Annotated in this window: 24 protein-coding genes; 5 read left to right on the forward strand and 19 right to left on the reverse strand. The window is 48.7% G+C overall.

What is annotated here, in order from left to right; all coding sequences use genetic code 11:
* Positions 1–80: 80 nt before the first annotated feature.
* The 7 genes from folK to QP860_RS07970 all read right to left on the reverse strand — a co-directional run bounded on the left by folK (position 81) and on the right by QP860_RS07970 (position 7,218).
* Entirely contained in the window at positions 81–584 is a 504-nt protein-coding gene (gene folK / locus QP860_RS07940) for a 2-amino-4-hydroxy-6-hydroxymethyldihydropteridine diphosphokinase (RefSeq protein WP_070617159.1), read from the reverse strand.
* Between the two features lie 14 nt (positions 585–598).
* A complete protein-coding gene (folB, locus tag QP860_RS07945; protein ID WP_284912521.1) occupies positions 599–967 on the reverse strand; it encodes a dihydroneopterin aldolase in 369 nt (122 codons plus the stop codon).
* Positions 968–978: 11 nt separating this feature from the next.
* Positions 979–1,536 carry a GTP cyclohydrolase I FolE gene (gene folE, locus QP860_RS07950; protein ID WP_070617154.1) on the reverse strand — a complete coding sequence of 186 codons (558 nt, stop codon included), beginning with the start codon at positions 1,534–1,536 and terminating at the stop codon, positions 979–981.
* Positions 1,537–2,832 (reverse strand): bifunctional folylpolyglutamate synthase/dihydrofolate synthase, encoded by a 1,296-nt coding sequence (locus QP860_RS07955; RefSeq protein ID WP_070617152.1) that lies wholly within the window; start codon positions 2,830–2,832, stop codon positions 1,537–1,539.
* 9 nt (positions 2,833–2,841) lie between these two features.
* A complete protein-coding gene (locus QP860_RS07960) occupies positions 2,842–4,647 on the reverse strand; it encodes a M3 family oligoendopeptidase (protein ID WP_070617150.1) in 1,806 nt (601 codons plus the stop codon).
* Between the two features lie 993 nt (positions 4,648–5,640).
* On the reverse strand, positions 5,641–6,195 hold the full coding sequence (locus QP860_RS07965; RefSeq protein WP_083294412.1) for an ECF transporter S component: 555 nt from the start codon (positions 6,193–6,195) through the stop codon (positions 5,641–5,643).
* 21 nt (positions 6,196–6,216) lie between these two features.
* Positions 6,217–7,218: a nucleoid-associated protein gene (locus QP860_RS07970; RefSeq protein WP_070619998.1), complete on the reverse strand. Its 1,002-nt coding sequence runs from the start codon at positions 7,216–7,218 to the stop codon at positions 6,217–6,219.
* A 142-nt stretch (positions 7,219–7,360) separates the two neighbouring features.
* Between QP860_RS07970 and QP860_RS07975 the strand changes: the two genes are divergently transcribed.
* On the forward strand, positions 7,361–7,900 hold the full coding sequence (locus tag QP860_RS07975; protein ID WP_070620001.1) for a DUF924 family protein: 540 nt from the start codon (positions 7,361–7,363) through the stop codon (positions 7,898–7,900).
* 668 nt (positions 7,901–8,568) lie between these two features.
* Here QP860_RS07975 and QP860_RS07980 read toward each other — a convergent pair.
* Genes QP860_RS07980 through ytpR form a run of 4 tightly spaced genes read right to left on the reverse strand, consistent with a single transcriptional unit; the run spans position 8,569 to position 12,283 of the window.
* On the reverse strand, positions 8,569–9,465 hold the full coding sequence (locus QP860_RS07980) for a UTP--glucose-1-phosphate uridylyltransferase (protein ID WP_284910643.1): 897 nt from the start codon (positions 9,463–9,465) through the stop codon (positions 8,569–8,571).
* Between the two features lie 38 nt (positions 9,466–9,503).
* The gene (murC, locus tag QP860_RS07985) at positions 9,504–10,823 is read right to left on the reverse strand and encodes a UDP-N-acetylmuramate--L-alanine ligase (RefSeq protein WP_070620007.1); all 1,320 of its coding nucleotides are present in this window, start codon (positions 10,821–10,823) and stop codon (positions 9,504–9,506) included.
* Positions 10,816–11,616, reverse strand: a complete 801-nt coding sequence (locus QP860_RS07990) for a hypothetical protein (RefSeq protein ID WP_284912524.1) — start codon at positions 11,614–11,616, stop codon at positions 10,816–10,818. The genes murC and QP860_RS07990 overlap by 8 nt, the downstream gene beginning before the upstream one ends.
* Before the next feature lie 31 nt (positions 11,617–11,647).
* Complete coding sequence (gene ytpR / locus QP860_RS07995) at positions 11,648–12,283, reverse strand: YtpR family tRNA-binding protein (protein WP_070620012.1); 636 nt, start codon at positions 12,281–12,283, stop codon at positions 11,648–11,650.
* A gap of 304 nt (positions 12,284–12,587) precedes the next feature.
* Here ytpR and QP860_RS08000 point away from each other — a divergent pair, with 304 nt between their 5' ends.
* A complete protein-coding gene (locus QP860_RS08000) occupies positions 12,588–12,950 on the forward strand; it encodes a hypothetical protein (protein ID WP_284912525.1) in 363 nt (120 codons plus the stop codon).
* A gap of 271 nt (positions 12,951–13,221) precedes the next feature.
* Here the strand turns inward: QP860_RS08000 and trmB are convergent, their stop codons facing one another.
* The 4 genes from trmB to QP860_RS08020 form a co-directional block, all read right to left on the reverse strand.
* The gene (trmB, locus tag QP860_RS08005; RefSeq protein WP_284912527.1) at positions 13,222–13,878 is read right to left on the reverse strand and encodes a tRNA (guanosine(46)-N7)-methyltransferase TrmB; all 657 of its coding nucleotides are present in this window, start codon (positions 13,876–13,878) and stop codon (positions 13,222–13,224) included.
* A gap of 155 nt (positions 13,879–14,033) precedes the next feature.
* On the reverse strand, positions 14,034–14,834 hold the full coding sequence (locus QP860_RS08010; RefSeq protein WP_070620020.1) for a phosphotransferase family protein: 801 nt from the start codon (positions 14,832–14,834) through the stop codon (positions 14,034–14,036).
* Between the two features lie 120 nt (positions 14,835–14,954).
* Positions 14,955–16,169, reverse strand: coding sequence for an ABC transporter permease (locus tag QP860_RS08015; protein WP_284912528.1), 1,215 nt, complete (start codon positions 16,167–16,169; stop codon positions 14,955–14,957).
* A gap of 2 nt (positions 16,170–16,171) precedes the next feature.
* A complete protein-coding gene (locus QP860_RS08020) occupies positions 16,172–16,900 on the reverse strand; it encodes an ABC transporter ATP-binding protein (protein ID WP_070620026.1) in 729 nt (242 codons plus the stop codon).
* 189 nt (positions 16,901–17,089) lie between these two features.
* Here QP860_RS08020 and QP860_RS08025 point away from each other — a divergent pair, with 189 nt between their 5' ends.
* The 3 genes from QP860_RS08025 to QP860_RS08035 all read left to right on the forward strand — a co-directional run bounded on the left by QP860_RS08025 (position 17,090) and on the right by QP860_RS08035 (position 18,960).
* Positions 17,090–17,521, forward strand: coding sequence for an HIT family protein (locus QP860_RS08025; protein WP_067975213.1), 432 nt, complete (start codon positions 17,090–17,092; stop codon positions 17,519–17,521).
* A gap of 7 nt (positions 17,522–17,528) precedes the next feature.
* Positions 17,529–17,903, forward strand: coding sequence for a YtxH domain-containing protein (locus tag QP860_RS08030; RefSeq protein ID WP_284912529.1), 375 nt, complete (start codon positions 17,529–17,531; stop codon positions 17,901–17,903).
* A gap of 94 nt (positions 17,904–17,997) precedes the next feature.
* Positions 17,998–18,960 carry a peptidylprolyl isomerase gene (locus QP860_RS08035; protein WP_070620030.1) on the forward strand — a complete coding sequence of 321 codons (963 nt, stop codon included), beginning with the start codon at positions 17,998–18,000 and terminating at the stop codon, positions 18,958–18,960.
* A 1,086-nt stretch (positions 18,961–20,046) separates the two neighbouring features.
* Here QP860_RS08035 and QP860_RS08040 read toward each other — a convergent pair.
* The 4 genes from QP860_RS08040 to QP860_RS08055 form a co-directional block, all read right to left on the reverse strand.
* Positions 20,047–21,195 (reverse strand): 5-methyltetrahydropteroyltriglutamate--homocysteine S-methyltransferase, encoded by a 1,149-nt coding sequence (locus QP860_RS08040; protein ID WP_284912530.1) that lies wholly within the window; start codon positions 21,193–21,195, stop codon positions 20,047–20,049.
* A gap of 126 nt (positions 21,196–21,321) precedes the next feature.
* Positions 21,322–21,900: an LOG family protein gene (locus QP860_RS08045; protein WP_284912531.1), complete on the reverse strand. Its 579-nt coding sequence runs from the start codon at positions 21,898–21,900 to the stop codon at positions 21,322–21,324.
* 386 nt (positions 21,901–22,286) lie between these two features.
* Complete coding sequence (locus tag QP860_RS08050; RefSeq protein ID WP_070620042.1) at positions 22,287–23,243, reverse strand: 3'-5' exoribonuclease YhaM family protein; 957 nt, start codon at positions 23,241–23,243, stop codon at positions 22,287–22,289.
* 32 nt (positions 23,244–23,275) lie between these two features.
* Positions 23,276–26,038, reverse strand: a complete 2,763-nt coding sequence (locus QP860_RS08055) for an ATP-binding protein (protein WP_284912533.1) — start codon at positions 26,036–26,038, stop codon at positions 23,276–23,278.
* Positions 26,039–26,047 lie beyond the last annotated feature (9 nt).

Below are 26,047 nucleotides of genomic sequence, written 5' to 3' on the forward strand. Positions count from 1 at the left end.
TCAAATTCAAAAGCGGAAGGCATGCTCATCCGCCCAATTCTAGAAGAAAAGCCCAGGACCTCTCGTCGCTGGGCATCCTGCTATTCGTAAATCCGCACATCCGCCTTCTCTGCTTCAGGCAGGGCATCACGCAAGGCTTGGATGGTCTGACCCGTACCAGGTAAGACAAAATCCGCTGCAATCTCTGCCATGGGGAAGAGGACGAAGGCGCGCTCTTGAATGCGAGGATGGGGTAATTCCAAGATTTCATGGTCAATGATTTGATCTTCGTAGGCGAGCAGGTCCACGTCAATAGTTCGTGGCCCGTTCTTAATCGTCCGCACCCGGTTGAGATCATCTTCAATCTGCTGGGCAATCCCTAATAAGGCGAAGGGATCGCAGGTGGTTTCGACTTCGAGAACCATATTCAAAAAGTCTGCTTGGTCGGCATAGCCCTTGGGTACCGTTTCATAGACATGGGACTTTTGGACAACGGAGGTAGACTCATTCCGGTCCAAAGCCTTAATCGCCCGGTTCAAAAACTCCCGGCGTGGCTCAATGTTAGACCCCAGGGCAATGTAGGCATGGTGGGTTTCAAGTGGCATAACAGCTCTCCTTCCTAATGGCGTTCACGGTAAATCTCGACAGCGACTGAATCGTAATGGCCCGGAATCGGTGGATCGGGTTTGGTGACCTTGACCTGCAGGGCGTCCACCAAATCTTGGCTAGTCAGGACCTCATCGGCAATGGCTTGGGCCAGACGTTCAATCAACTTGAAAGGCTCCCCTTCGACAACCCGCTTGACACTGTCATAAACTTCGCCATAGTGGGCACTGTCAGTCATTTGGTCCGTCTGCCCGGCCCGGCTCAGATCCAAGTAGAGGGCCAGGTCAACAATGAAACGCTGGCCGAGCTTGGTCTCTTCCGGAAAGAGGCCGTGGTAGGCATAGAAATTCAAACCATTTAAATAAATGCAATCTTCTTTCACAAAACCCACTCCTAAGCTCGGATCATCGATAGGACTTCTTTACGCAGTTCGGAGTTTTCCTTAAAGCAACCCAGAGCGGACTTGGTTACGGTAGAAGCTCCTTCTTTATGGACGCCCCGGATGGACATGCACATGTGCTCTGCTTCAAGAACGACAAAGACACCTTCCACTTCGAGATTATCAGCAATCGTATGCGCCACTTCTGTTGTGATCTGTTCCTGTAATTGGAGTCGGAGGCTGATATCCTCTAAGATTCGCGCCAGTTTGCTTAAGCCAACTACCTTGTCTGCTCCGGGTACATAGGCAATATGGCCAACCCCGTAGAAGGGCAAGAGGTGGTGCTCACACATGGAATGGAAGGGAATATCCTTGACTAAGACTAGTTCACTATCTTCAGCCGTGAACTGCTTTTCCATGTGTTGGGAGGGGGTTCTTTGGTAACCATCCAAGAGTTCAGCATACATCTTAGCCACCCGTTTCGGCGTTTCCTGCAAACCTTCCCGGTCGGGGTCTTCCCCAATTCCGATTAATAAGTCACGAATTGCTTGTTCAATCTTTACTTTATCCATTTAAATATCATTTCCTAACTTCTTATTGATTAGATTCCTCATGTAGCCTACATAATAGAAACTCCCGAAAATGACTAAGACATCATCCTGGCTTAAATATTTCATCGCTTTATTGAAGGCGTCTTCATAAGAATCAGATGGAACTATTGTATCATATTGTTCAGGGTATATGGAAACGATTTTATCCCTGAGTTCTTGAGCACTTAAAGCTCGGGGCGTATTTGGGCGGACAGTGACAATCTGATCCAAGATCGGAACAATCTCGGCAACTGCATGGGTCACGTCTTTATCCGCCAGCATGCCCATAATGGCAACGATTCCTTGGTCGGGAAAATAGCGCTCTAAGTTGAGCTTAAGCTGACTGACCCCATCTAAATTATGCGAACCATCGACAACAATGGTAGGCTGGTCGTGCATAATTTCAAAACGGGCTTGCCATTTCACTTGGTCCAGGCCTCGGGCAAGCGCTTGGTCAGTAACAGGATAGCCCTGCTGGCGCAAGCTCTCGACAGCTTCCAGGACCACACTAGCATTCTGCAATTGGTGGGCCTCCAGGAGGTTGAGCTGCCAGGTCTGTCCTTTATAACTAAAGACTTGCTTACGGGCTTGGTCGCTAGGCAAGGCTCGGATGTCATCAGGATCAACTTCTAAATACGGCGCGCCCATTTCTTCCGCCTTAGCTTGGATGACAGTCTTGGCTTCAGGATCCTGAGGGTAGGAAATCACGGGGCGGCCGGCTTTAATAATGCCTGCTTTTTCGCCAGCAATTTCGCCTAGACTGTGGCCTAAGATACCGACATGATCGAAGGCAATCTTCATCAGTAAAGTGACTAAGGGAGCCTTCACCAGGTTGGTCGCATCCAAGCGGCCCCCGAGACCTACCTCCAGAACAACCAGATCACAGGCTTGGTCGGCAAAGATTAACCAAGCCATAGCGGTATAGACTTCGAATTCTGTCAGGTGGAGGTCTAAGCGCTCACAGGACCCCTTGATAGCCTGGGCTGCCCGGATAATCGCTTCATCGGAGACAGGCACCCGGTTGACCATGATCCGCTCATTAAAGGACATGATGGAAGGCGAGGTATAAAGTCCCACCTTATAGCCCGCTTCTTCTAGAATCGTTGCTAGCATCATGGCTGCTGACCCCTTGCCATTAGTCCCAGCAATGTGGATGGTGGGCAATTGATCTTGGGGATTGCCCAAGTCTGCCATTAATTGAGCCATAGTATCCAAGCCGAGGACCATTTTCCCTTCTTCAGCTAGGGGTAAGAGCTCTTCTAATGTTTCATAATCCATAATTTTCTCCTATTGGTAGTTTTCTAAATAAGTTTGCCCTTCGTGGACAAAGGCACGGACATCTTGGAGGGCTAGCGCGACGCCTTCCTGCCAGAAATCGATCTGGGTCAGGTCAACGCCTAAGTGTTTAGCCGCCAGGTCTTCGACAGTCATTACCGCTGTATCCCTCAAGAGAGCCACATAGCGTTCAGTGAAGTGGTCCGGATCTTTCATCAATTCGGCCAAAATTCCCTGGCTAAAGAGATAACCGAAGCTATAAGGGAAGTTGTAGAAAGGCACATCTGAAATAAAGAAGTGCAGCTTGCTGGCCCAGAAATGCGGGTGGTAGCTATCCAGCGCTCCTGCAAAGGCTTCGCGCTGGGCTGACACCATCAGCTGGTTCAGACGCTCTTCCCCCACATAGCCGGCTTGACGTTCACTGTAAAAATTCTTCTCAAAGAGATAACGTGCTCGGATATCCATAAACATGGCCGTCGTGTTCTCCAGCTTAGCGTTGAGCAACTGGAGACGCTGGCCAGGATCTTTGGCTTCCGCTAATTGACTGCTAGCAATCAAGTTTTCTGCCAAGGTAGAAGCGGTTTCCGCCACATTCATGGCATAGCCCTGCTGCCAGGTCGATAAGTCCCGCATGACATAGGAATGGAAGGCATGGCCTAGCTCATGGGCTAGGGTACTGACATCTTGGGCAGACCCAGTAAAAGTCATAAAGATCCGCGATTCGCCATTGGCCAGGGGCTCCGTGCAGTAACCGCCTGGACGCTTACCTGGCCGGTCTTCCGCTTCCACCCAGCCTGCCTTGAGGGCTTGGTCCGCAAAGTCCGCCATTTCGTCACTAGTCTTCCGGAAGTGGTCGACAACAAATTGGCAAGCTTCTTCCCATGTATAGCGCTGAACCTGGCTGTCACTGAGGGTCAAGGGTGCAGCGACGTCTTGCCAATTTAACTTATCCAGTTGCAATAATTTTTGTTTGGTCTTAAGGAATTGCAGGAGGTCCGGACGAGCCGCATCTACCGCTTCCCACATGGCTCCTAAAGTATGGTAGGTCATCCGGTTCTGGCGCAGAGGCTCCTCGAGAAAGTCATCCCCATGGGCCTTCTGCTCAGTCATCCGGTAGCCTGCAAGGTGGTTTAGAAGGCGGGCAAAAACTGGCCCCATTTCAGTAAAGGCGGCTTCCCAGGCCTTGAAGAAAGCTGCCCGTTTCTTGGGATCCGGATCGTCCAGCATATGGTTCATAGCCTGGCCGACTGAATATGTAGTCTTACTGCCTTCAGGTTGGATATGGAGGCAAGCAACCAGGCTATCGTAGGTCTGGGACCAAGCTTCGATACCATCGCGATCCAAGGCCAAAAGCAAACGTTCTGTTTTCGGGTCCAGGGCCTGACTAGCTTCTCGGCGGCGCTCTTCTAAGTGGAAGCGGTAAGGCGCAAGCAAGGGACTCGCCAAGACTTCTTGCCATTCAGCCTCAGACCAAGCAAGGAGCTTCTGGTCAAAGTTTAAAGCAAGCCCGTCGAAGCTTTCCAGGAGTTGGCCAACTCGGTCGAGGGCTAAGACTGGTGCCTCTGCTTGAATATCGGTGTCTGCTGCCATTTGGGCAAAACTATCCAGGGTCACTAGTTCCTCTTCCAGGCCCTCCAAGTCTTGGATGAGTTGGTAGAGGTCTTGATCCGCTTCTTCGCTTTTAGCTTCGAAGGCTTTCACTTTCTTACTTAAAAGTTCTTTTTCAATTTTGGCAGCTTCAAGGCTTTCCTTAAAAGCTGACCCTGCCACCCCGCCTGGGTAGAGGTCGTCGAGCTGCCAAGTGTTTGGATAAGTCATTGAATCCTCCTTAATTGTTGTTTGTGCGCTTAAACTCATGGTAGGTGTTTCTTGAAAATTGATTTGATTAGGCTCGCTATTTGCCTTTTGGCCGAAAAAGTATGTTTTTTATTGGCATGCAGGGGCATCGCGTGTCGATTGATACTTGCTATCTGCATTTAGAGCCTCCGAATGCAGAGCGGATACTTACTATCTGTACTCGAACCCTCCGAATGCAAATTGATCACTTGCTATCTGCACTCAGACCCTCCGAGTGCAAATTGGGCGCTCGCTATCTGTATTCAGACCTTCCGAATGCAGACTGCACACCTGCTACCTGTATTCGGGCTCTCCGAATGCAAATAGGCAATGCGCTAGCCAGTTAGAATTATACGCCTACCTTCACACCCTAGCTGGGTTCGGCCTGGCAGACTCGGAGTGATTTCACAAGTCTGAAACGAGCGAATACTTCGCTCTTTATCCGACTTGCTCCAATCATCCGAGTCTAAACGCCAGCCCTCACACCCTTTATAGTCGGGTTCGGTCTGGCAGCTTTCCTGTCACTTCACAAGTCTCCGCCGCAGTCTTTCAGACTGCTCTAGTGACTTGCTCCAGTGAAGGAAAGCTAACCGCCAGCCTTCACACCCTTTATAGTCGGGTTCGCAGTTGCAGACTTGAAGTGACTTCACCCAATCGGAACGACCGGCTAAAGCCGCTCTTTTCCGTTTGGGCTCCAGTCATTCAAGTCTGGACGCAACTGCTCTCACCCTTTAGTTAGGTTCGGTCGCGCAGAAGTGGCTCCTCTTCACAAAGCGCCGTCGAAGACTTTCAGTCTTCTCTGTTGCTTTGCTCCAGAGCTCCACTTCTAACCGCGCGCCCTCACACCCTTTCTAGTCGGGTTCGCAAAGGCAGAAAGAAAGTGACTTCAGCGAAAGGGAACGACCGGCTGGAGCCGCTCTTATCCCTTTCGCCTCCAGTCATTCCTTTCTGAACGCCTTTGCTCACACCCTTTCTTTACAATATTTTTTCGCGGATGAGGCGTTGGCAGATGGGGACTAGGATGAGCATGAAGGCGAGGTTGCCTAGGGCGTGGCCAGTGTCGTATGGGAGGCCAGCTAGGTAGTAGGTCCAGAATGGCATGCCTAGGCCGAAGAGGATGAGCATCATGTAGCTGACAATGAGACCGTAACAATAGCCTGCGACTAGGGACCAGGCGAGGACGGCTAGAGGGTATTTGAAGAGGCCTAGCTTCATTAAGAGGTAGCTGATCAGGACGACCGCCCCATAGGCTAGGATCTGCCCCAGGGTCCAAGGTCCCATACCGAGGATAAGATTGCTGAGGAGCATGATGAGAGTAGCGACAATTAAGCCCCCTGACAGGCCAAAGAGCGGCACGGCCAGGATAACCATATCCGTCACAGGTTGGACATTAGGAACACCACTGACTAAGACCCGTCCCACCACGGCAACCGCTACCCAGAGGCTCAGATTGGTCAAGCGCCGGGTTAATGAGAGCTGCTGAAAATTAGGATAGCGGACCAGGTCCAGGTCTAATTTGGGTATTTTCATTTTTGTTTTTCCTCTTCTACTTTAGAACATATTTTTGATACTTTCAATATTCTTCAATTCGATGCCAATGGTCCCATCCGGATTATTCTTAATCTCCACCACTTCAGGGTCATTGAAAAGCTCAAGGGGAATGGTCAATTCGATGCCATTATCGAATTTAAGTTTTTGCCGCTGCATCTTGGCCGATAACATGTCTGGGCTGGCAGCTTGTTGGTGGATCATTCCCATTTCTTCAGTTTCCCGCAAGTAAGTTTGTTTTTGGCTGATATTGTCGCCGTAGAGCTGGTCAGCCAGTTTGCGGTTATCGAATTCTTGGTCGTCATAAACGGCGTGGTAGAGAATATCCTTAGCCTCTGCCAAGGCTTGGTAGTCTGTTTCATTATAGTGTTTAGCCGTCTTTTCAACGCCTTTTCTTATAATTTTAATGTTTTCATTCATATTGAGATTGGCTTCGATGCCCAAAAAGACTTCGCTCAAATAAGGCATCCGCTCGCCCGTTTCTTCCATCAAATGATTTTTTTCAATCAGGAAGTACTCGCTTGTCGTGGGGCAATAGAGGAACCCCTCATCAATGGCTTGTTTGGCCTTGGGCAGGATGGACCGGTGGACAATTAAATCATTGCGCAAGACCTCCTCATCCGTGGCGACGAAGTGGGTAAAGGATTCATTGTGGTTCAACTTGAACATCCCAACGAAGGGAAAATCATTGAGCACAAGCGATACCCAGAGCAGGTCTGCCGGTGGGATGTCCGGATTTAGGCGTAGGATCTGGAAGAATTTGGAGGTCATGGGTCGGGTCGTTGCTTGGAAGTCCCTAGCCAGGCTCTGGAGATTCTCGTAGATGGGTGCCGTTTCAGGAATCACACCATTCTTCTGCTTTCCTGTTTGCATGACCTGGTTCACCTTGCAGTCGACATAGTGAATAATGGTCTCATCCCGAAAGTCTAAAGCCGCTTGGGAGAGGATGGGTTCACTGGTGTTGACATCGTATATATGGAGGATAGCATCCCGAATTTGAATCATGGTCTTCCCTCTTTCTAGATAAATTACACCCCTTCATTTTAACGAATTTACAGTTAAAAAGCGAATCAAATTCGCCAGGCTCGAAACAGGACTCTGATCCTATTTTATGCTATGATTAAAATAAAATTAAAGGAGGCCGACGATGTCAATCGAAGCAGTTTTAAATTTTTGGTTTGAAGAATTGGGCCCGAAGAAGTGGTTTAATGGTGGCCAAAGTGTCGACCAAGCTATTGCCGACCGCTTTAGCCAGCTCCACCAGGAAGTCAAAGATGGTGAGCATGCAGATTGGCGGGAAAGCCTTCGCGGACGCTTAGCAGAAATTATTGTCCTGGACCAGTTTTCCAGAAATCTCTATCGGGGAAGCGGCCAAGCCTATGCCCAAGACGATATGGCGCTCGCCCTAGCCCAAGAATGCATCCGGCTGGAAGACCTCTCTTCGCTCAGTCCAGAAGCCCGCTCTTTCATCTACATGCCCTTCATGCACTCCGAATCCCTCGTCATCCACGACCAAGCCATGGAACTCTTCTCCTCAGAAGAAGCCCTAGCCAACAATCTAAAGTATGAAAAAGCCCACTATGAAATCATTGAAAAATACGGCCGCTACCCTTACCGCAACGAGGCACTAGGTCGGAAAAACACACCCGAAGAAGAAGAATATTTGAAACATAATAAGGGTTTCTAAAATACCAAGTAAGATAAGCCCCTCCATTAGATTTTTTCTGATGGAGGGGGTTTCCTATTCTGGGATTTTTTGTGGGGCTACTTGCTAATGAAGACGCTATTTGAAAGTTAGGTCGGTTCTACTTGCTAATAGAGCTCCTATTTGAAAGTTGGCACGGTTCTACTTGTTAATGGAGTCCTCGTTTGAAAGTAGAAGGCCGGCTGCTTACAAATGGAGGTCCCATTTGAAAGCTAGCCCAAGTTTAATAACGAAAATAACCTAGTAAGGAGGCAATCATCCTTACTAGGTTATTTAATATTTTATATTTCTAACCGCGCTACTTCTCACCCTATAGTCAGGTTCGCAAAGGCAGAAAGGAAGTGACTTCAGCAAAGTGGAACGACCGGCTAAAGACGCTCTTATCCTCTTTGCATCCAGTCATTCCTTTCTAAGCGCCTCTGCTCTCACCCTTTGTAGTCGGGCTCGACTTGGCAGGCTTGGAGTGATTTCACAAGTCAGAAACGAGCGAATACTTCGCTCTTATTCTGACTTGCTCCAATCATCCAAGCCTAACCGCCAAGTCTCTCACCCTTTATAGTCGGGTTCGGTTGCGCAGAAGTGGCTCCTCTTCACAAAGATCCGCCGAAGTCTTTCAGACTTCTCTGGATCTTTGCTCCAGAGGTCCACTTCTAACCGCGCTCCCTCTCACCCTTTAACTTAGGGATTATTTCGTTTTTGAGGTAGTCTTTGAATTCGGGGCCGGTTTGTTTGTGGCGGAGGGCGTATTGGATGCTGGCTTTGACCATGCCTAGGGGTTCGCCGACTTCGTACCATTCACCGTTAAAAATGAGGCCGTTGACGCCCTGGTCTTGGGCGATTTGGCTGAGGGCATCACTGAGTTCAATTTCCCCTGATAGGGGATTGACTTCTTGGCCTTCTAGGGCGCGGAAGATGCTTTGGTCTAAGACATAGCGGCCACAGATGGCGTACTGGCTGGGGGCTTGGTCCTGGGGCTTTTCAACGACATTGCGGGCTGGCAGCATGCCGTCTTCAGCTTCTTGATCAGGATCTAGGATACCATAAAGTTGAGTCAATTCTTTGTCAATTTCTTGGACTAAGACAGAACTCTTGCCGGTCTTGTTGTAGGCTGCCATCAAGGCTTGAGAAGCTGGTTCTTCGCTCACCAAAATGTTATCGCTCAGCATCAAGAGGAAGGGTTCTTCCCCCACAAAGGATTCGGCTAGGGCAACCGCATCACCAAGGCCCTTAGGATAGTGCTGGCGTTTGAATTGGATATTCTCGAGTGTGGAATCTTGGACCATGGCTAGGAGTTCATCTTTGCCCTTGGCTTCCAAGTTCTCTTCCAGTTCAATATTAGCATCGAAGTGGTCTTCTACCGAGCGTTTGTGACGACCGGTAATCACAAGAATTTCTTCAATGCCAGCTGCTAAGGCTTCTTCAACGACAAATTGAACGGCTGGCTTATCCATAACGGGAATAATTTCCTTGGCCATAGACTTGGTTGCGGGGAGAAAACGGGTCCCTAAACCAGCCACTGGAATAACAGCTTTTCTAATCTTTTTCACTTGCTTGGCTCCTTTCAGCACAGTTTACGGCTCAGTCTCTAACGTGATTTCAAGGCTTCAGCGTAAGCTCGACCATACTTAGGCACATCCCCTGCCCCCATGAAGAGGACAACGGCATTGTGGTAGCCCATGAGTGGTCCCATATCGTCTAAGTTAAGAATTTGCACAGGCTTGGTCACTTTGGCAGCCAGGTCTTCACTGGAGACTTGGTGGGTATCCTGTTCGCGGGCTGAAGCGAAGATCTCACACAAGAAGACTTCATCAGCTTGGTCGAGGGCTTGAGCGAATTCATCCATCAAAGCCAGGGTTCGGCTATAGGTATGGGGCTGGAAGACGGCAATGATTTGCTTATCAGGATAGCGCTGCTTGGCGGCGTCTAGCGTGGCTTTAATTTCTGAGGGATGGTGAGCATAGTCGTCCACCAGGGTCATATCAGCCACTTCCGTCACATTAAAGCGTCGTTTTACGCCCGCAAAGCTTGACAGGGCTTCTTGGACCTTATCTGCCGGAAATTCTTCCAAACAGCAGAAACCAATTACAGCCAGGCTATTGAGGATATTGTGCTCCCCGCAGCCCTTGATCCGAAACTGGCCGTAATGCTCACCTAGAACTTCTACATCAAACTGGCAGCCGGTCGTATCGCGGACCACATGATGTGCAACAATATCATAGTCACCGTCAATGCCGTAGTAGAGCACATGGTCCTTATCCGCTAATCGTTGGAGGTAGGGGTCATCCCCGTACATGATAGCTTTCTTTTGCACCTGGTTAGCGAACTGGCTATTAGCATCAAAAACCTGTTCAATATTTTGGTAGTAGTCGGGATGGTCGAAATCAATATTGGTAAAGATGGCATAGTCGGGTTCATAGGCGAGGAAGTGTTCCCGGTATTCATCCGCTTCTAGGACAAAGTATTCTGCCTGCTCATCGCCATAACCTGTGCCGTCCCCAATTAGATAAGAGCTGGGAACATTGAGGGAGAGGACATGGGACATGAGCCCAGTGGTTGAGGTCTTGCCGTGCGAGCCGGTAATGGCCACACTGGTATAATTCTTGATAAATTGTCCTAAGAACTTATGGTAGCGGGTAACTTTTAACCCGAGTGCCTCAGCCTTCTTCACCTCAGGATGGTCATCGGGGAAGGCGTTGCCTAGGATAATTTCCATACCTTCATGAATATTATTCGGATCGAAATCTAAGATACGAATATCTGCCGCTTCTAAACCTTGTTGGGTAAAGAAATAGGTCTCCACATCTGAGCCTTGTACCTTATAGCCTGCTCCGTGTAAAACGAGTGCCAGGGCACTCATCCCTGAACCCTTAATTCCTGTGAAGTGATAGATCGTTTCTTTATTCATGGTTATGCTTATCTCCTGTTCCTTGGTGTTTCGAATAATAAGGGGTCTGCTCACTGTCCTCATCGCTCAGGCCAGCAAAGACACTCCCCTTGGCGTAGCGTGGTCGCTCTTGGGCCATAATCGCTTTAAAATCTCGGTTAAGGCCCCCCTGACGTGGCTTGGTCTGGGCCGGCTTCTGTTCACTCGACTTAGCCGGCTGACTAGCTGCCTTACGCGTAGCATTGGCTTTGTTTAGCTGCTGGCTAACCGAATTTGACTGGGCCTTGGTCCTCCCCTGCCTTCGCTTCTTGTCTCGTTCATGGTCATTTTTTTCCGAGCTCTGGACTGCATGTGACTGGGCCTTCTGCTGGATCGAAGGGACTTCCGAGGGGCGGAAAGGCCGCCGGAATTGATAGTTCTCGTAAGCGCGCAAGTCTCGCCGAATCTTCTCATAGCGAGCTTCCCGGTCCTCATCCCGGTAGAGGGCATAGTCTTGCTGGCCCTCATGTTGGCGATTGGGCCGGCGATGATTCGAAGCTGGCCTTTGTAAATTATTGAGCGGCTGTTGGCGGGCCTGGTCGAAGCGGTGCTGGCGTTTAGCTTCCTGTTGATGGCTTTGAGGGGTCCACCAATTCTCATAATTCTGTGGCTGACGATCGCGTTTCTGCTCATTGAGGTCAGACCGCCAGTTCATATAATTTGGAAAGTAGGGTTTCTTCACGTCATCGGCTAAGAGCTTGTCGTCCTTCTTTTGGTAGAAGGGCTGAAAATGCTCTTCACGCTCACGCTTCAACCGTTCATCATTCCATTTCAAGGCTCCCCCTCCTTAGCTTCTTAGGTCTCTTCTAATCGGTCGTTAAACTTGATAGGTCAAGTTCTGAAAATGGTGTTCCAATTGGCACATCGTCTTTAATTTCAATAATGCCTTGGAGCTTATGTTCAGGGTCAACGCCCAATTCATAAGCTGAACACAGCATACCTGAACTCTGCACGCCGCGCAATTCGCTTGGCCAAATCACCAGGCCATCTGGCATCACGGCACCCGGCAAAGCCACAACTACCTTCATGTCTTGGTGGACATTGGCTGCCCCACAGACAATCTGATAAGTTTGGTCTTCGCCAACCTGGGTTTCCGTAATATGGAGATGGTCTGAATCCTCATGATCAACGCAGGACTTGACATAGCCCACCACAATCGCTGGGTCATTATTGGTACTGATTGTTTCAAAGCCCTTCTCATAGAGCAATTGATTAAGGGTATCGAGCTGCTCATCGCTCAAACGAACTTGGCCTGAGCCCTCTAATTTAATATAGTCAGAGATGGAATGGAAGTTATAGCCCATGGTATTATCCGTCTCTTTGTTATAAATCCGTGTAATTCCTGCAATAGTTTCCGTTGCAATTTGGTCTTTTTGTAATTGGCCGCGTGTCACCATCAAGACATCGCCGACGCCCTTCGGATTGTAAAAACAGATCCACATGAATAATTTGCTCCTTTTCTTCATTTACTGGCAGCACTTGCTGCCTTGCTTTGGCTTCATCCCTAGATGAAAAAATAGTCTAGTTAATTTCTAAACTAGACAAGCCTTCTCAATATAAAGCATCAGATCATTCCTTTCAAATTATATACTTTTTACCTAAAAAAGGCAACGCCCCTCCATCATAGGCTGGAATTATTCAAGAAATTCGCTAAATTTCAGCTTTCCTAGTCTTTCCATCTGTTAGCGTTTTAATTTAAGCTTTTTCTTGCTATAATAGGACTAATAGAAGAGAGGAGTGTTTCTTTTGGTATTTGATTTAAAAGATAATTTAAAAAATAAGGCCTATGCCCTAGCTGGTACCCTACTCGTCTGTGGCGCTGTCATTGGGGCTGTCTCGACTGCCCTATACATCGATAGCCGGGACAAGAATGAACGGGCCAAAGTAGACGGTCAGAGCGTGATTGAAGAAGTCAAGGCCCTCTTAGCTCAGGATGGCGAGATTGAAGGCTCTTGGATTGAACTCCAACCCCTGAAGAAAGAACGCTACGGCCAAGAACAAGTGCTCTACTTCGGTGGCGTCTCCCGCCAAGAAAAAGGCCACTTAGTCCAATATGAATTCATTGCAGACGCCCAAAGCGGTCAAATCATCGACCTCTACCAAGTTTAAAAACAAAGAAAAGAGTCTGACAAAAGTCGTTCAGGCCTGAACCAGCTCATGCATACTATATCTGTAACTCGCTACGCGTCGAACAGCTATAGCAACTGTCCGCGAACTATGTCCAATCGTTGACCAACGATCGGACATAGTTCGTGAAGTGGATGTCAGGCCTGACTTTTGGAACAGGTTTAAAAAGAAGCAGCAACTTTTGTACCAGCCTCTTCCCGCATCAATAAAATAGTTCGGCAGTTAAAACGCGCCGAACTTTTTTGTGTTTTATTTAACTTTCATGTTGAGGATAGTAGGCCTCCAAACGATAAATCGGCTGGCCCTTAGCCGCAAACTTCTCCTCATACTCCGTCATGATATTGCCCTCAAAGTCACTGGCATGGAGGTCTAACCAGACTTGGCGGAAGGCCATGCCGTATTGGGACATACTGGCCAAGGAATATTCAAAAAGTCCCTGGTTATCCGTCTTGAAGTGGATCTCCCCTTCTGGCTTGAGGACTTCCTGGTACTGGGCTAAGAAATTAGGGCTGGTCAACCGGCGCTTGGTGTGACGGCGCTTAGGCCATGGATCAGAGAAATTCAAATAAAGACGGTCTAGGCTGCGGGCTTCAAAAAAGTTGGAAATCTCACGGCCATCTGACCGGATAAAGCGCAGGTTAGGCAAGTCTTGGTCTTCATCCAAGACCTTCTGCAAGGCCATGACAAGGACGTCTGAATACATCTCAATCCCTACATAGTTAATCTCTGGATGGGCCTTGGCCATACCAATCAGGAATTGGCCCTTGCCCGTCCCCACTTCCACGTGGAGGGGCTGGGCCTGGTCAAAGACCTGGTCCCACTTGCCCTGGGCCTGGTCTGGTTCTGGAATCACAATATTAGGGTAATCCTTAATCATATCGATTGCCCAAGGTTTATGTCTTACACGCATAGTGCGCCTCCTTATGTCTCTTTCAATCCTAAATCTATTTCTCAAATGCTATCCAAGTAGCTACAAAAGCTAGCCCTATAGCCTCTCTTAATGACAAAAATAAAAGCGGGCCAAGCGCTCTAAAAGAACCTGCCTGCTTCTATTCCGATCTAAAATTAATACTGGTCTTGGAAATACCGGTTATCGTAAATATGTCTCAATTTTAAAATTGCTTCATTGACATCCACTTGCCGATCCTTGCGGTAGCTTTCCTTAATTAAGAGTAACAGATTAATTAAAGCAAACCACTCGATCCGCAGATAAGAACTTTCATCCACCTGGAGGCCATAGCGCTCCCACCAGCTCTCCCAGTCTTCACTCGGGATATATTGGACAAGAACCTGGGTCAAGTCCGAGATGGGATCCGCAATCCGAACCGATTCCCAGTCGACCAGGTAGAGGCGGTTCTGTTCAGATAGTAAGAAATTCTTACGGTTGAGGTCGCCGTGGCAAACCGTCTTAAGGGATTGCTTAATGAAGGGAGCGGTCTCTTCTAAATAGGTCAAAACCTCATTCAAGAGGCTATGGGAAGCCAAGTGGTGGTGGAGCTGGTCTTCATAGTCAGCGATAAAGTCGCTGCACCCCCATTCCTGGCCCCCAATCTTCACTAGCATCTTATAGAGATGGTCCGAGTGTTGGTAGCGATGGATGAGCTTGATAACCTGGCTTTGGTGCATCTCTTGTTCCGTCAGGGTGTGGCCGCGCAGCCATTCTTGGGCCGAGAAGGTGTCTCCCGTACTGGTCCGTTTTGACCAGATCAAGCGCGGCGTAATTCCCTCCATGGAGAGAGCAGCAAGGAAAGGAGAAGAATTGCGCTTGAGGAAGACACGCTCCTGCTTATGGGTGCCCATGAAGGCCTGGCCCGTATCCCCACCAATCGGATGCAAGGTCCACTCCTTGTCAAATTGATATTCCAATGCTGTTCCCTCCTTTTTCTTTAAGATGATTTTCCTTTCTCAAACAGCGAAAAAGAAAAACTAAAGCATTCATTATTGTAGTCATTATTTTCCATATAGTCAATCATTTCGTTGGATCTTTTAGCTCTTTCTGCCGCGCCGACGTCCTGTCTTTTTCTTCTGGAGCCTAGCCGATAAGTAGAAACGGATAAAAAGAAATTCTAAGATGAGACCAGCCACTAGATAGAAAGCAGCCAGAAGCCCAAAACCTGCTAAGAGGAGAGCCAGACTCAAAGCGAGCACTTGGAATGTGTACACTTGCCAGAGTAAGCTTTGGAAGGCCTGGTGCCCTGCTTCTTCTGCTTCTGGGTAAATCTTCAGCATAGTCTGCCCCTGCTTGACGCTAGCCAGGGGTAAGAGTTGGAAATGGCTAGCGTAATTTAAGAGGAGGAAGACGAAGAGGCTTAAAGGATGTTTAGGCAGGGTGAAGGCCAGTAAGAGGCTCAGGAGAGTCAAGCGCCGCCAGATAGGAAAGAGGTCCGTCGACCGCCAAAAACTGCGGCTATAGAGATAAGCATGAGCAGAAGGCGCCTTAGTCAAGGGCAGGGTCAAACCATCGAGATAGGCCCGGCGCTTGGTCTGCTTTTTGCCAGCTTTTAGATCGACGAATAAAGACAGGAAGGCAGTCATGGCTTGCTTACTCTGTCCTTCGCTCACGAGGAGACTCTGCCAATCCCAGCGGTCGCCCCAAGTCAAATGACCGCCTTGCCAAAGACAGAAAAGAGTCGCCAAGCCCAAGGCCCAAGCAGGATGGTAGGTAAAGGCTAAGAGATAGGTCAGGAGGGGGAATACCAAGCCTAGCCCATTTGCTTGCTTGCCTTGGTCCTGGAAGCCACGGATTGCCCTCATCAGACTCGCCGCCTTCAAAAGCACAAAGCTTGCGCCGAGAGCTAAGACTTCCCAGCCTGTCCACTGCTGGCCCCATTTAAGATAAGGCCAAGCGACTAGGCAGACCAGGGGTGCCAGCAAAGCTTGTTTAAGAAGTGAGGACTTGAACGCTTCTTTAAAATAATACCGCCATTCCCTTTCTAGGGGCAGGAGAAATTGGATATCCGCCTCCTTTAGATAGGTCCTAACCCCCCCTGCCCAAGTCAGCAGGGTAAAGGCTAGGACCAGGATGCCATCTGCGACTGGATCCCTGCCTTGGAGTTGGTGGACCCAGGTTGAATAATTGAGTGAGAGGGCCCCAACAAGGAACATCAGGGCAATGACAAAGTGGTCATTAAAGATATAGCGACTGTAGTGGAGAAAATCTTGAAAGGCTTTTTCTTGACGTTTTTTGAAGAGTTCTTTCAAATTTAACCCTCCCTTGCCAGTTGGATATAGAGTTCTTCCAGGCTTGCCTCTTCTTGGCCGAAGACCTGGCGGATGTCTTCCAAGCTCCCCTGGGCGCGCAAATAGCCCTCATGGAGGAAGAGGAAGCGGTCGCAATAAGATTCTGCATTGGCGAGAACGTGGGTAGACATCAAGACCATGGCCCCAGCTTCCCGCTTGGCCTCCAGGATTTGGATAAAGTCATGGGTAGCTAAGGGGTCCAAGCCCAGGAAGGGTTCATCAATAATATAGAGGTCAGCTTCAACCATCATGGCACAGACAATCATCAATTTCTGCCGCATGCCCTTAGAGAAATGCTTGGGCATCCAATCGAGTTTCTCATCCAGGCGGAAAGTCTTCAACATGGGTATGGCTCGGTCTAGAATTTCCCCCTTTTCGATCTGGTAGGCGAGGCCAATCATATTCAGGTGTTCGCGCAGGGTCAGCTCATCATAAATCATCGGCATCTCCGGAATATAGGTGAAAGCCTGGCGATAAGCCCGGTTATCTTCTTCCAAAGTCTGGCCATTAAGACGGATTTCTCCGCTCTGAGCTTTAAGTAGGCCGATAATATGCTTGATCAGAGTCGATTTGCCTGCCCCGTTCAAGCCAATCAGGCCGATAATCTCCCCCGCTTGGATATCAAAACTTATATTATGGATGACGGGCCGGTTGAGATAACCGCCTGTCAGCTGCTTGACACTGAGACTCATTCTTGTCGTCCTCTCCTCTTTTTTCAATTTAAGTCTAGTTTATCAAAGTTTGCTAGTGAATTTAACTTTAAAGTTTAAAATTTTAGCTAAGACAGGGGCCTTGCTGGGTCGCGCTTCAATTGTCCCATTCCCTAGATTATGCTAAAATGAGCCTAGTATACGAATTAACAATTGAAAGTGGTGGATCAAATGACTGATTGTATCTTTTGTAAGTTAGCCAATGGGGAAATCCCGACCAATATCGTCTATGAAGATGAAGTTGTGACTGCCTTCTTGGACACTAGCCAAGTAACGGAAGGTCATACCCTCATTGTGCCTAAGAAGCACCTTAAGGATATCTATGACTATGACATCAAGGATTCTGGCGCTATCTTCCGTCGTATTCCGATTGTTGTCCAAGCCCTTCAAGCTGCCTTGCCAGATATGCAGGGGGTCAATATCCTCAATAACAATGGAGAAGTCGCTTACCAAAGTGTCTTCCACTCCCATATCCATCTGATCCCTCGCTATAGCCGCGATGGCGATGACTTCAAAGTTGTCATGCCGGATAATGGTGACCAATACACGGACGAAGACCTCGCTAAACTCGCCCAACGCATCCATGAAAAGGTTGAGGTGTAGGATGGCCATGAGTTTTTTTAAAGGTTTATTGACCGGTGCTCTTCTGGGCGGTGTCACAGCCCTGCTCAAAAACCCTAATACTGGTGAAGAGAACCGACGCAAGTTACGCGCCTACAGCCAAGATATTACCGCGGCTTCCCGGAAGCTGGAAGGCAGTCTAGCCAAAACTCAGATTGCCCTGTCAGACCTAGCTAACCAAGGTTTGTCGACGGCTAAAGTCGCTCGTGATGACCTCAGTGAAGCCATTCGTGACTTCCAAACCTCTACCCTTCCCCATCGCAATGCCATCCAGGAGAAACTTGCCAAGATCAATGCGGACCTTGAACAGACCCAAATGAGCCTAGAAGACCTAGAAGAAAGACTCCAAGCTGATAAAGAGTAAATTTCTTTAAAGGATCCTAGAATACTGCTCAGCATGAGTCGACTTATGTTATATTTAAGCTACAAAAAAAGAATTTTGATCAAGGAGTCATCGCATGAATTGGAATAAAAAATTAAGCTTAGGCGCCCTTACTTGCGCCGCAGTCCTCAGCCTCGCCGCTTGCTCCAGCCAGAATGAAGCAGGCCAGAATGTTATTGCCAAAGGTGAAGGCATCGAGGTAACGGAAGATGAATTAGTTAAAGAACTTAAGGCTTCAGCCGGCAATGCCGCTGTCCAACAATTGGTTTTCGGCGAAATCTTTGAAAATGAACTAGGCAAGGACCGGGTTAAAGAAATCGAAGATGAAGTGGACGCCGATACGGTCAAACTCGTGGCCCAGTATGGCAATGAGGACAAGTTCAAAGAAGTCGTTGCCGCTAATGGCTATAGCAGTGTGGATGAATACAAGAAAGCCCTCCGCTACTTCAAGCTATTAACAGAAACCATTTCTAAGAATATCAATGTTTCTGACGACGAAGTGAAGAAAGCCTATGAAAACTACGAAGCCCCTCGTAAGGTCTCCCACATCCTGGTCAAGGACGAAGACAAGGCTAAAGACCTGATTAAACAAATTAATGAGGGCGGCGACTTCGCCAAATTAGCAGAAGAGAATTCTGAAGACAAGGGCTCAGCCAAAGAAGGCGGTAGCCTGGGAGAAGTCACTAAGGGTATGATGGTTAAAGAATTCGAAGAGCCTGCCTTCAAGCTCAAGGCCGGTGAAATGACCCAAGAACCTGTCAAAAGTCAATACGGCTGGCACATTATCAAGGTAGACGAAGTTGGCAACAAGGGATCTTTCGAAGAGGAGAAGGAGAAACTTGAAAAACAACTCCGTAAAGAAAAGATGGATGACCCTAAACAAGTCCAACAAGTGCTTAAAGATGTCTTGGATAAATACCAAGTGAAAATTACTGACAAGGACTTCAAGAATGCTCTAGACACCTTCCAAACTTCGAATGACCAAGAAGCCGCTAAAAAACAGGCTGAAGCTGAAGAAGCTAGCGAAGAAAGCAAGTAACTCTATATATAAAAAATATAATCTAGCTAAAAGCCAGGAAAACAAGCTCATTGAGCTAGTTCTCCTGGCTTTTTTGCTTGGAATGATGACCTCGCACTTTCTAATGAGGGGGATTCTACTCATATACCTTGGCAAGTTGCTTATAGCGTTGGTATTAGCAACTAGGATATTGGCAACTTGCGAATGGCGCCGCTGTTTGCGAGTAAGACATCGGCTACTTGCTAATGATGGCCCCGTCTGCGAGTTAAGCAGAGTCAAGTTTCAAATAAGGATTCCGTTAGCAAGTAGGACAAGGGCTACTTGCTAATACCCATCCCATTTGCGAGTAGCCGATCAGGAAGTTTCAAACGATCCTTCTATTCACAACTTGCTCATTTAAATGCCCTTCTTTTCCAAGAATGAAAACACTCTAGCCCGGCTGTACTGCGCCGAGCTAGAGTGTTAGTCAATTATTTATGTATTATGAGCTTTTGCTCACATCCTAGTTGGGTTCGGGCTGGCAGCTTTCCTGTCACTTCACAAGTCTCCGCCGCAGTCCTACAGACTGCTCTGGCGACTTGCTCCAGTGAAGGAAAGCTAAACGCCAGCCCTCTCCCCCTTTTCTAGTCGGGTTCGCAGTTGCAGACTTGAAGTGACTTCACCCAACCGGAACGAACGGCTGGGGCCGCTCTTTTCCGTTTGGGCTCCAGTCATTCAAGCCTGGACGCAACTGCTCACACCCTTCCTAGTTGGGTTCGGGCTAGCAGAAATAGCTCCTCTTCACCAAAATCCGCCGAAGACTTTTAGTCTTCTCTGTCGCTTTGCTCCAGAGGTCCACTCCTACCCGCGCGCCCTCACACCCTGTCTAGTCGGGTTCGCAGTTGCAGACTTGAAGTGACTTCACCCAACCGGAACGAACGGCTGGGGCCGCTCTTTTCCGTTTGGGCTCCAGTCATTCAAGTCTGGACGCAACTGCTCACACCCTTCCTAGTTGGGTTCGACTTGGCAGACTCGGAGTGATTTCGCAAGTCAGAAGCGAGCGAATGCTTCGCTCTTATTCTGACTTGCTCCAATCATCCGAGTCTAAACGCCAAGTCTCACACCCTGTTATCCCCAGACTTCTTTTGCGATGGAGCGGACGAGGGCGAGTTTTTCCCATTGTTGGTCTTCTGTTAGGCTGTTGCCTTCTTCTGTTGAGGAGAAGCCGCATTGGGGGCTGAGGTAGAGATTGTCTAATGGAATATATTTGGCTGCTTCGTGGATGCGCTTGATGACCGCTTCCCGGTCTTCTAATTCCCCTGTCTTCGAGGTGATTAGACCGAGGACGACTAAGCGGTCATCACCCACCTTAGCTAGGGGTTCGAAGCCACCAGCCCGGTCTGAGTCGTATTCCAGGTAATAGGCTTGGGCGTGTTCCTTAGCGAAGAGTTCGTCTGCTACGGAATCATAGCCACCTTGGCCAAACCAGTGTGACCGGTAGTTCCCCCGGCAAACGTGGCTAGTGATAGTTAGGTCTTCAGGTGCCCCGTCGATTGCCAGGTTATTGACATAGCGGTAGAGGCCTGCTAAATAGGCTTTTTCATCAGCCTTAGCCTGACGTTCGTCTTCTGGATAGTCTTCGAGATGAATATCCACCAAGCGTCCCCAGGTACAGTCATCGAACTGGATCACTTTAGCGCCTTCAGCTGCGAAATCTTCTAAGACATCGATATAAGCCTTGGCGATGGCTTGGGCTAATTCGCGGTGCTCATCTTCTCCATAGAAAGCTTGGGTGGTCCCTTGGTTGTGTGGTTTAAGTAATTCTTGTAACAATTGGGCAGGTGCTGGAACTGTCTGCTTCACTTCACGGTCGGTCGACTTATGGTCGCGGACGAATTTAAAATCTTCCACAAAAGGATGCTTATGGCCATCTAATTCGCGGCTCGTTAGGGAAGCAGTTTCTGCCCGGGTCTTCATGTCGTGGAATTGGCCACCTTCATCGATAAAGCGCTTTTCAATCCCATTTAAGCCCCACATGAAGTCGTAGTGCCACCAGCTGCGGCGGAATTCACCGTCGGAAACAGCTTGTAAGCCTGCTTCTTCTTGTTTATGGATTAATTTGATAATTTCTTCATCTTCAACCTGACGTAAAGCCTGGCCATCAATTTCTCCTGCTTCATAGGCTTTGCGTGCTTCTTTTAATCGAGCTGGGCGCAAAAAGCTCCCCACGGTGTCAAAGCGATAGGGTTGTTGTTGACGTTTTGTAAATTCTCCCATTTTGAATCCTCCATTTTTGTTCGTTAGAACCGATCAAGTGGTTCAATATAAATTCTAGTATACGGCTAATTTGACCGATTTAAAAGCTATCTCTCGATACAGCTTATAGAACAAGTGTGTTCGCTTTTATTGATCACTTAAGCGGTCATAGCTCTTTACTTGACGAACTTGGTAGTGGGCCAGGATATCGTTGAGATCAGACAGGTCGGAAATGAAATTAATCCGCTCATAGTCCTCCTGGGCCAGAAATCCTGCCTGGCACATATTCATGAAAAGCTCCTGCATGGGCCGGTAATAGGCAGCTACATTTATAAAGACGCAAGGCCGGTCCGATTGGCCTAAACGAGCCAGAGAAATGGCTTCCGAAATTTCTTCTAGGGTCCCTGGTCCACCAGGTAGGGCCAGGCAAGCATCGGATAGGTCCAGCATCCGCATCTTCCGCTCGGCCATGGTGTCCACAATTTCTAATTGCGTGAGGCCTTGGTGGGCAATTTCATGGTCCTTAAGAAAGGCTGGCATCACGCCATAGACCTCTCCTCCCTGGGCCAGGACCTCATCTGCTAAGATCCCCATGAGCCCTGTCCGGCCACCACCATAAACTAAGCGGTGGCCAGATTGGGCGATCCATTGCCCCAGTTCACGTGCAGCCTCTGCATAGACGGGATCTTTCCCAGGATTTGCCCCACAATAAACAAGTATATCCATTGATTATCACTTCTTTCTCTTAGAAGAAAAACAGACCCAGCACCCCTTCAACAGGGACTTAACTGGGTCCTCTTTTCTGTTTATTTGTTTTAATTTATTAAAATCGCTGACCAAGGTCAATCAAATATACTAAGCTAGCAAGGCTGCTGACGCAGCGTTGAACTTCATCTCTAGCCAGCATACGATATCTGTAATCTCACGCTGTTCGAACAGCTATCACATAAGTCGTTTCGCTCCAAGAGCTGAAGCTGCTCGAGCCGGTGGTGTTTAGCTATCCGAGATTTAGTGACGTACGGATAAAGTACGAGACGGCACTAGCCGTTCTCGACCCCCTAAAATTCAAGGCCTAAATTCAAAAGCGGAACGGATACTCATCTGCACATTGCTTAGTCTTGGTCTAACTTAGGCCGGTAGAAGGGCCGGCCGTCCATCCCTGGAATATAGGCCGAGAATTCACCCGGAGCGGTCTTCTCCAGAGCGGCGCTAACCATGTACATGGAAGCATCCAAGTCATCAATGCGGTGGAGAACTTCTGCTTCTAAGACATGGGGTGTTACAGGACTCCCGTACTCCTTCTTACCGTGGTGGGCGAGGACCATATGTTTCAGGAGCATGAGTTCTTCGCTAGTCTGGTCTAAGCCGAGTGCCTGGATGGCCAAGCTCAATTTCTCTGCCACTAAGGAGATATGACCTAAGAGATTGCCTTGGACCGTATAATTACCGCTGAGCGGATCGGAGAGCTCGCTCGTTTTGGCGATATCATGGAGGATAACGCCGGCATAAAGGAGGTCCGCATTGAGAATAGGATAGAGCTTCTGGATAGCCTTGGCCAGGGCCAGCATGGAAACCGTATGATAGGCCAAGCCCCCGACAAAGGCGTGGTGGTGCTTCTTAGCTGCTGGATAATAGTAGAAGTCATCCCCTACTTCATCGAGGATATAACGAACCACTTGTTGAATCTCCGACAGCTGGAAGTCAGCCAGCGTTTCTTCGATTTCTTTTTGCATCTCTTCCTTAGTCATAGGCCCTTCTGGCATATAGAGCAAGGGGTCATTGGGTTCGTGCTGGTCGGCCAGGCGCATCTGCTCAATCCGAAATTGTGGTTGACCATTGAAGAGCTCCCGCCGGCCGTAGAGGTAGACCACTCGTCCGACTTGGAACTTTTCTGCGTCGGCGTCCGTCATGCCCCAGAGCTTGCCATCTAGGATGCCTGACCGGTCCTGGAAAGTCAAAGCAAGGTAGTCCTTGCCATTCCGGTCTTGTCGAATATCAGCATTTTTAATCAAGGCAAAGCTTTTAAAGTTGGTATCCATCGCAGCGTCAAAGAGTCTTATCGTTTCCATTCTCCCATCCTTTCACAACTAGGTCTTCGTAGTTAAATCCGGGTAACTTCCTTGCTGGCACGGTTGAGGGCTGCACTCTCATCAATTGTTAGCAGGATGATTTGTTGGTCCTGGCTCCGTTCATCGAGGAAGCGGTAAATATTTTGCCGGTAATAGTCATCGATATGGGCAAAGGCTTCATCAATTAAAATCGGCATATTCAACTGGCCAAGCTGGGCATTCAAGAAGGCAAAACGCATGGCGACAAAGAGTAAGGCCTTCTCTCCGCGTGAGAGTTGGTCCACAGCAAGCCAGAGATTGTCTTCGCTAAGGACTTCCACCGTTTCATTCTGATAGCGCAGTTTCTCCATTTCTCCATTGGACAGGTCATAGAGATAGCGGTTGGCATGGCCTAAGACACGTTCTAAAGCCTCGCCTTCCTCACCCACACTGGCCTGTTCGAAGGTAGATACAGCCATCTTATTGGCTGCCCACTCGACCGCTGAATCATAGGCTTGGTCGACATCACTGGCATGGTCGGCTTGAAGCTTGCTGACTAGGCCACTGGCTTCGAGTTCGCGAATCTGCATTTCTAACTGGGCATTACGTTGAACGAGGTCTTGGATGCGCTGGGTCAATTGCCCCAGGGTATGGACATTATCCTCTAATTGTTGGTCGATGGTCTCATCCTTATCATGCAGCTGGGCAGCTTGGGGATTGAGCGAGTGGTTGAGGAGGTCGAAACGTTCCTTCTTCGCCAACATTTCCGCTTCCTTAGCCAGCACATCTTCCACCTCATCCGCTGATTCGAAGCCATAGCGGTCCAAGAAGTCTTGACGGGCCCGACGTAGGCTTTGGATGCTTTGATGGAGTTCTTGCTTTTGGTTCTTCTCAGCTTGGTAGGTCTGAGCCGTAAAAGCATGGTCCATTTCCAACTGACGCAGGCTATGGTAGTCATCCTCAAAAGCTTGGAAAACAGAATCCTGAGACAGCGGATTGTTAGAAATAGCCTGGGCATAATCTTGCCATTCCTGGTCATGGGCGGCTGCATACTGGGCCGCTCCAGTGGCCTGGATTAATTGGTTGCTTTCGGCTTCCAAGGCATTAATTTGAGCCACATAGTCATGGTCCAACCAGATCAAGGGCTGGATATATTCGGACCCACCCTTTTCTTGAACGAGGGCTTGGAGTTCCGCCATAAAGTTCTGTGATTCATTCTCTAATTCCGCTAACTGGTCGTTTTGGATATCGATCCGGCGTTGGATTTCTGCTTGTTCGCTTTCAATATCGCGCAAGTCGAGGTCGAAAGCCTGGGATTCTTTCTTCACCGAACGTTTGCCCAGGCCACTCTGTAAGAAACCAATAATGGTAAAGAGCGCCCCCAAAGCACCTGCGGCTAGGCCTGATCCCATCATGAAGGGTTTATCGGTTACAAAGTAGAGGATAGCGAGGATCAGGGCAAGAACAATTAGAATTAAGCCAAAAGTCTTCAACCATGAACTGGTCCGCTCTTTAATGGTCCCCTTGAAGCTATTGTATTCCGATTGGACTTCATCGTACTCATCATGGAGGTCCTGGTTTTCAGCCATGAGGTCCTGGAGGTCATGCTTGGTATTCTCATAGAAAATCCGGCGATTATCCAATTCCTGCCGGCGATTTTGCCATTCCTGACGCTCGCTTGCCGTTAACTCTTCCGGTAATTCATCAATGGATTCAGCACCCAAGGCAGCCAAGAGCCGATGCTCTTCATAGCGCTTCTGGATGAGCTGTTCCTTGAGCGCCTCATCACTGTTCAACTGTTCCCGGTAAGCCCGGGCTTCAGCTAACATCTGGTCAGAGACATGGTCATGGTTCAATACCCACTCTTGACCAATCGTCAGCAAGCTATCCTGGGCTGGCTCTTCTTCCGCCTGGTCTTCATCGAGAACCAAGAAACCATCCGTTTGGTCCATCTGGTCTTCATAGCGGGCCAGGTCTTGGTTCAAGTCATGCCAAGTCTCTGCCGCTCCTTCTGGGAAATTGTGGAAGTCATAGCCAGCCAATTCAAAGCCTAAAGCATTTTTCTCTTCCACCGAACCGGTCTCTTGCGAAGCAATCTGCAATTTAACCTGTTCATCTTGGGCCTGGGATTCTTGCTTGCGCAAATCTTCGAGCTCGGCTTGGTTGGCTTGGAGCTCTTCTTCTAAGGCAAAATAATTCTGCTCATTAGCTGCGGCTTGGTCCAGGCGTTGGCTGCTCGCAGCGACTTGGTTGAGTTCTTGGTTCAGCTGGGGCTTTTGACCATTAGGCAGGTAAAGGTCTGCAGCTTGGGCTTCCAATTCTGGCGTAATGCCGTTGAGGACTTGGCGACCGCTAACCCCCAAGCTGACCAAACTCTTAGCGAACTGGTCTTCATCCTCCCAAACAAAGGCCATCAAGTCTTCCTCATCAAAGCCAAAGTAGGTCAGGTAGTCTTCCTTGGACAGGCCTTCAAAGAGTTCATCGAAAGAAGAGACCTCCTCACGGGGATTGTCATTCACCGTCATAAATAATTGCTGGCGGCCTTGTTGTTTAATCCGTTCAATCATCACCTGGCCGTAGATGGTATCCGTCAAATAGAGACGTCCCCCGTAATTCACATTTGGGTTAACATCATAATTGCGGCTGTGCTTGCGCCGCATATTCGGAAAGCCAAACATAATCGAGAGAATAAAGCTCATCAAGGTCGACTTACCTGAGCCATTCCCACCAATAAAAACATTCAAATTTGGTTCCAAGTAGAAGGTCTGGTCAACCCACTTTCCGTAACCAAAAATTTCAATTTTTTGAATTTTCATTTTTTACCC

The sequence above is a fragment of the Aerococcus sp. UMB1112A genome, assembly GCF_030230715.1.
Lineage (GTDB): Bacteria > Bacillota > Bacilli > Lactobacillales > Aerococcaceae > Aerococcus.

Coding starts and splice junctions, on each gene's coding strand:
- QP860_RS08035 (WP_070620030.1), top strand. CDS start 17,998: ATGAATTGGAATAAAAAATTAAGCTTAGGCGCCCTTACTTGCGCCGCA.
- QP860_RS08050 (WP_070620042.1), bottom strand. CDS start 23,243: ATGGAAACGATAAGACTCTTTGACGCTGCGATGGATACCAACTTTAAA.
- murC (WP_070620007.1), bottom strand. CDS start 10,823: ATGAATAAAGAAACGATCTATCACTTCACAGGAATTAAGGGTTCAGGG.
- QP860_RS08040 (WP_284912530.1), bottom strand. CDS start 21,195: ATGGGAGAATTTACAAAACGTCAACAACAACCCTATCGCTTTGACACC.
- QP860_RS08030 (WP_284912529.1), top strand. CDS start 17,529: ATGAGTTTTTTTAAAGGTTTATTGACCGGTGCTCTTCTGGGCGGTGTC.
- QP860_RS07955 (WP_070617152.1), bottom strand. CDS start 2,832: ATGGATTATGAAACATTAGAAGAGCTCTTACCCCTAGCTGAAGAAGGG.
- trmB (WP_284912527.1), bottom strand. CDS start 13,878: ATGCGTGTAAGACATAAACCTTGGGCAATCGATATGATTAAGGATTAC.
- QP860_RS08055 (WP_284912533.1), bottom strand. CDS start 26,038: ATGAAAATTCAAAAAATTGAAATTTTTGGTTACGGAAAGTGGGTTGAC.
- folK (WP_070617159.1), bottom strand. CDS start 584: ATGCCACTTGAAACCCACCATGCCTACATTGCCCTGGGGTCTAACATT.
- QP860_RS07975 (WP_070620001.1), top strand. CDS start 7,361: ATGTCAATCGAAGCAGTTTTAAATTTTTGGTTTGAAGAATTGGGCCCG.
- QP860_RS07970 (WP_070619998.1), bottom strand. CDS start 7,218: ATGATTCAAATTCGGGATGCTATCCTCCATATATACGATGTCAACACC.
- ytpR (WP_070620012.1), bottom strand. CDS start 12,283: ATGTGGATCTGTTTTTACAATCCGAAGGGCGTCGGCGATGTCTTGATG.
- QP860_RS08025 (WP_067975213.1), top strand. CDS start 17,090: ATGACTGATTGTATCTTTTGTAAGTTAGCCAATGGGGAAATCCCGACC.
- QP860_RS07960 (WP_070617150.1), bottom strand. CDS start 4,647: ATGACTTATCCAAACACTTGGCAGCTCGACGACCTCTACCCAGGCGGG.
- folE (WP_070617154.1), bottom strand. CDS start 1,536: ATGGATAAAGTAAAGATTGAACAAGCAATTCGTGACTTATTAATCGGA.
- QP860_RS08045 (WP_284912531.1), bottom strand. CDS start 21,900: ATGGATATACTTGTTTATTGTGGGGCAAATCCTGGGAAAGATCCCGTC.
- QP860_RS08020 (WP_070620026.1), bottom strand. CDS start 16,900: ATGAGTCTCAGTGTCAAGCAGCTGACAGGCGGTTATCTCAACCGGCCC.
- QP860_RS07965 (WP_083294412.1), bottom strand. CDS start 6,195: ATGAAAATACCCAAATTAGACCTGGACCTGGTCCGCTATCCTAATTTT.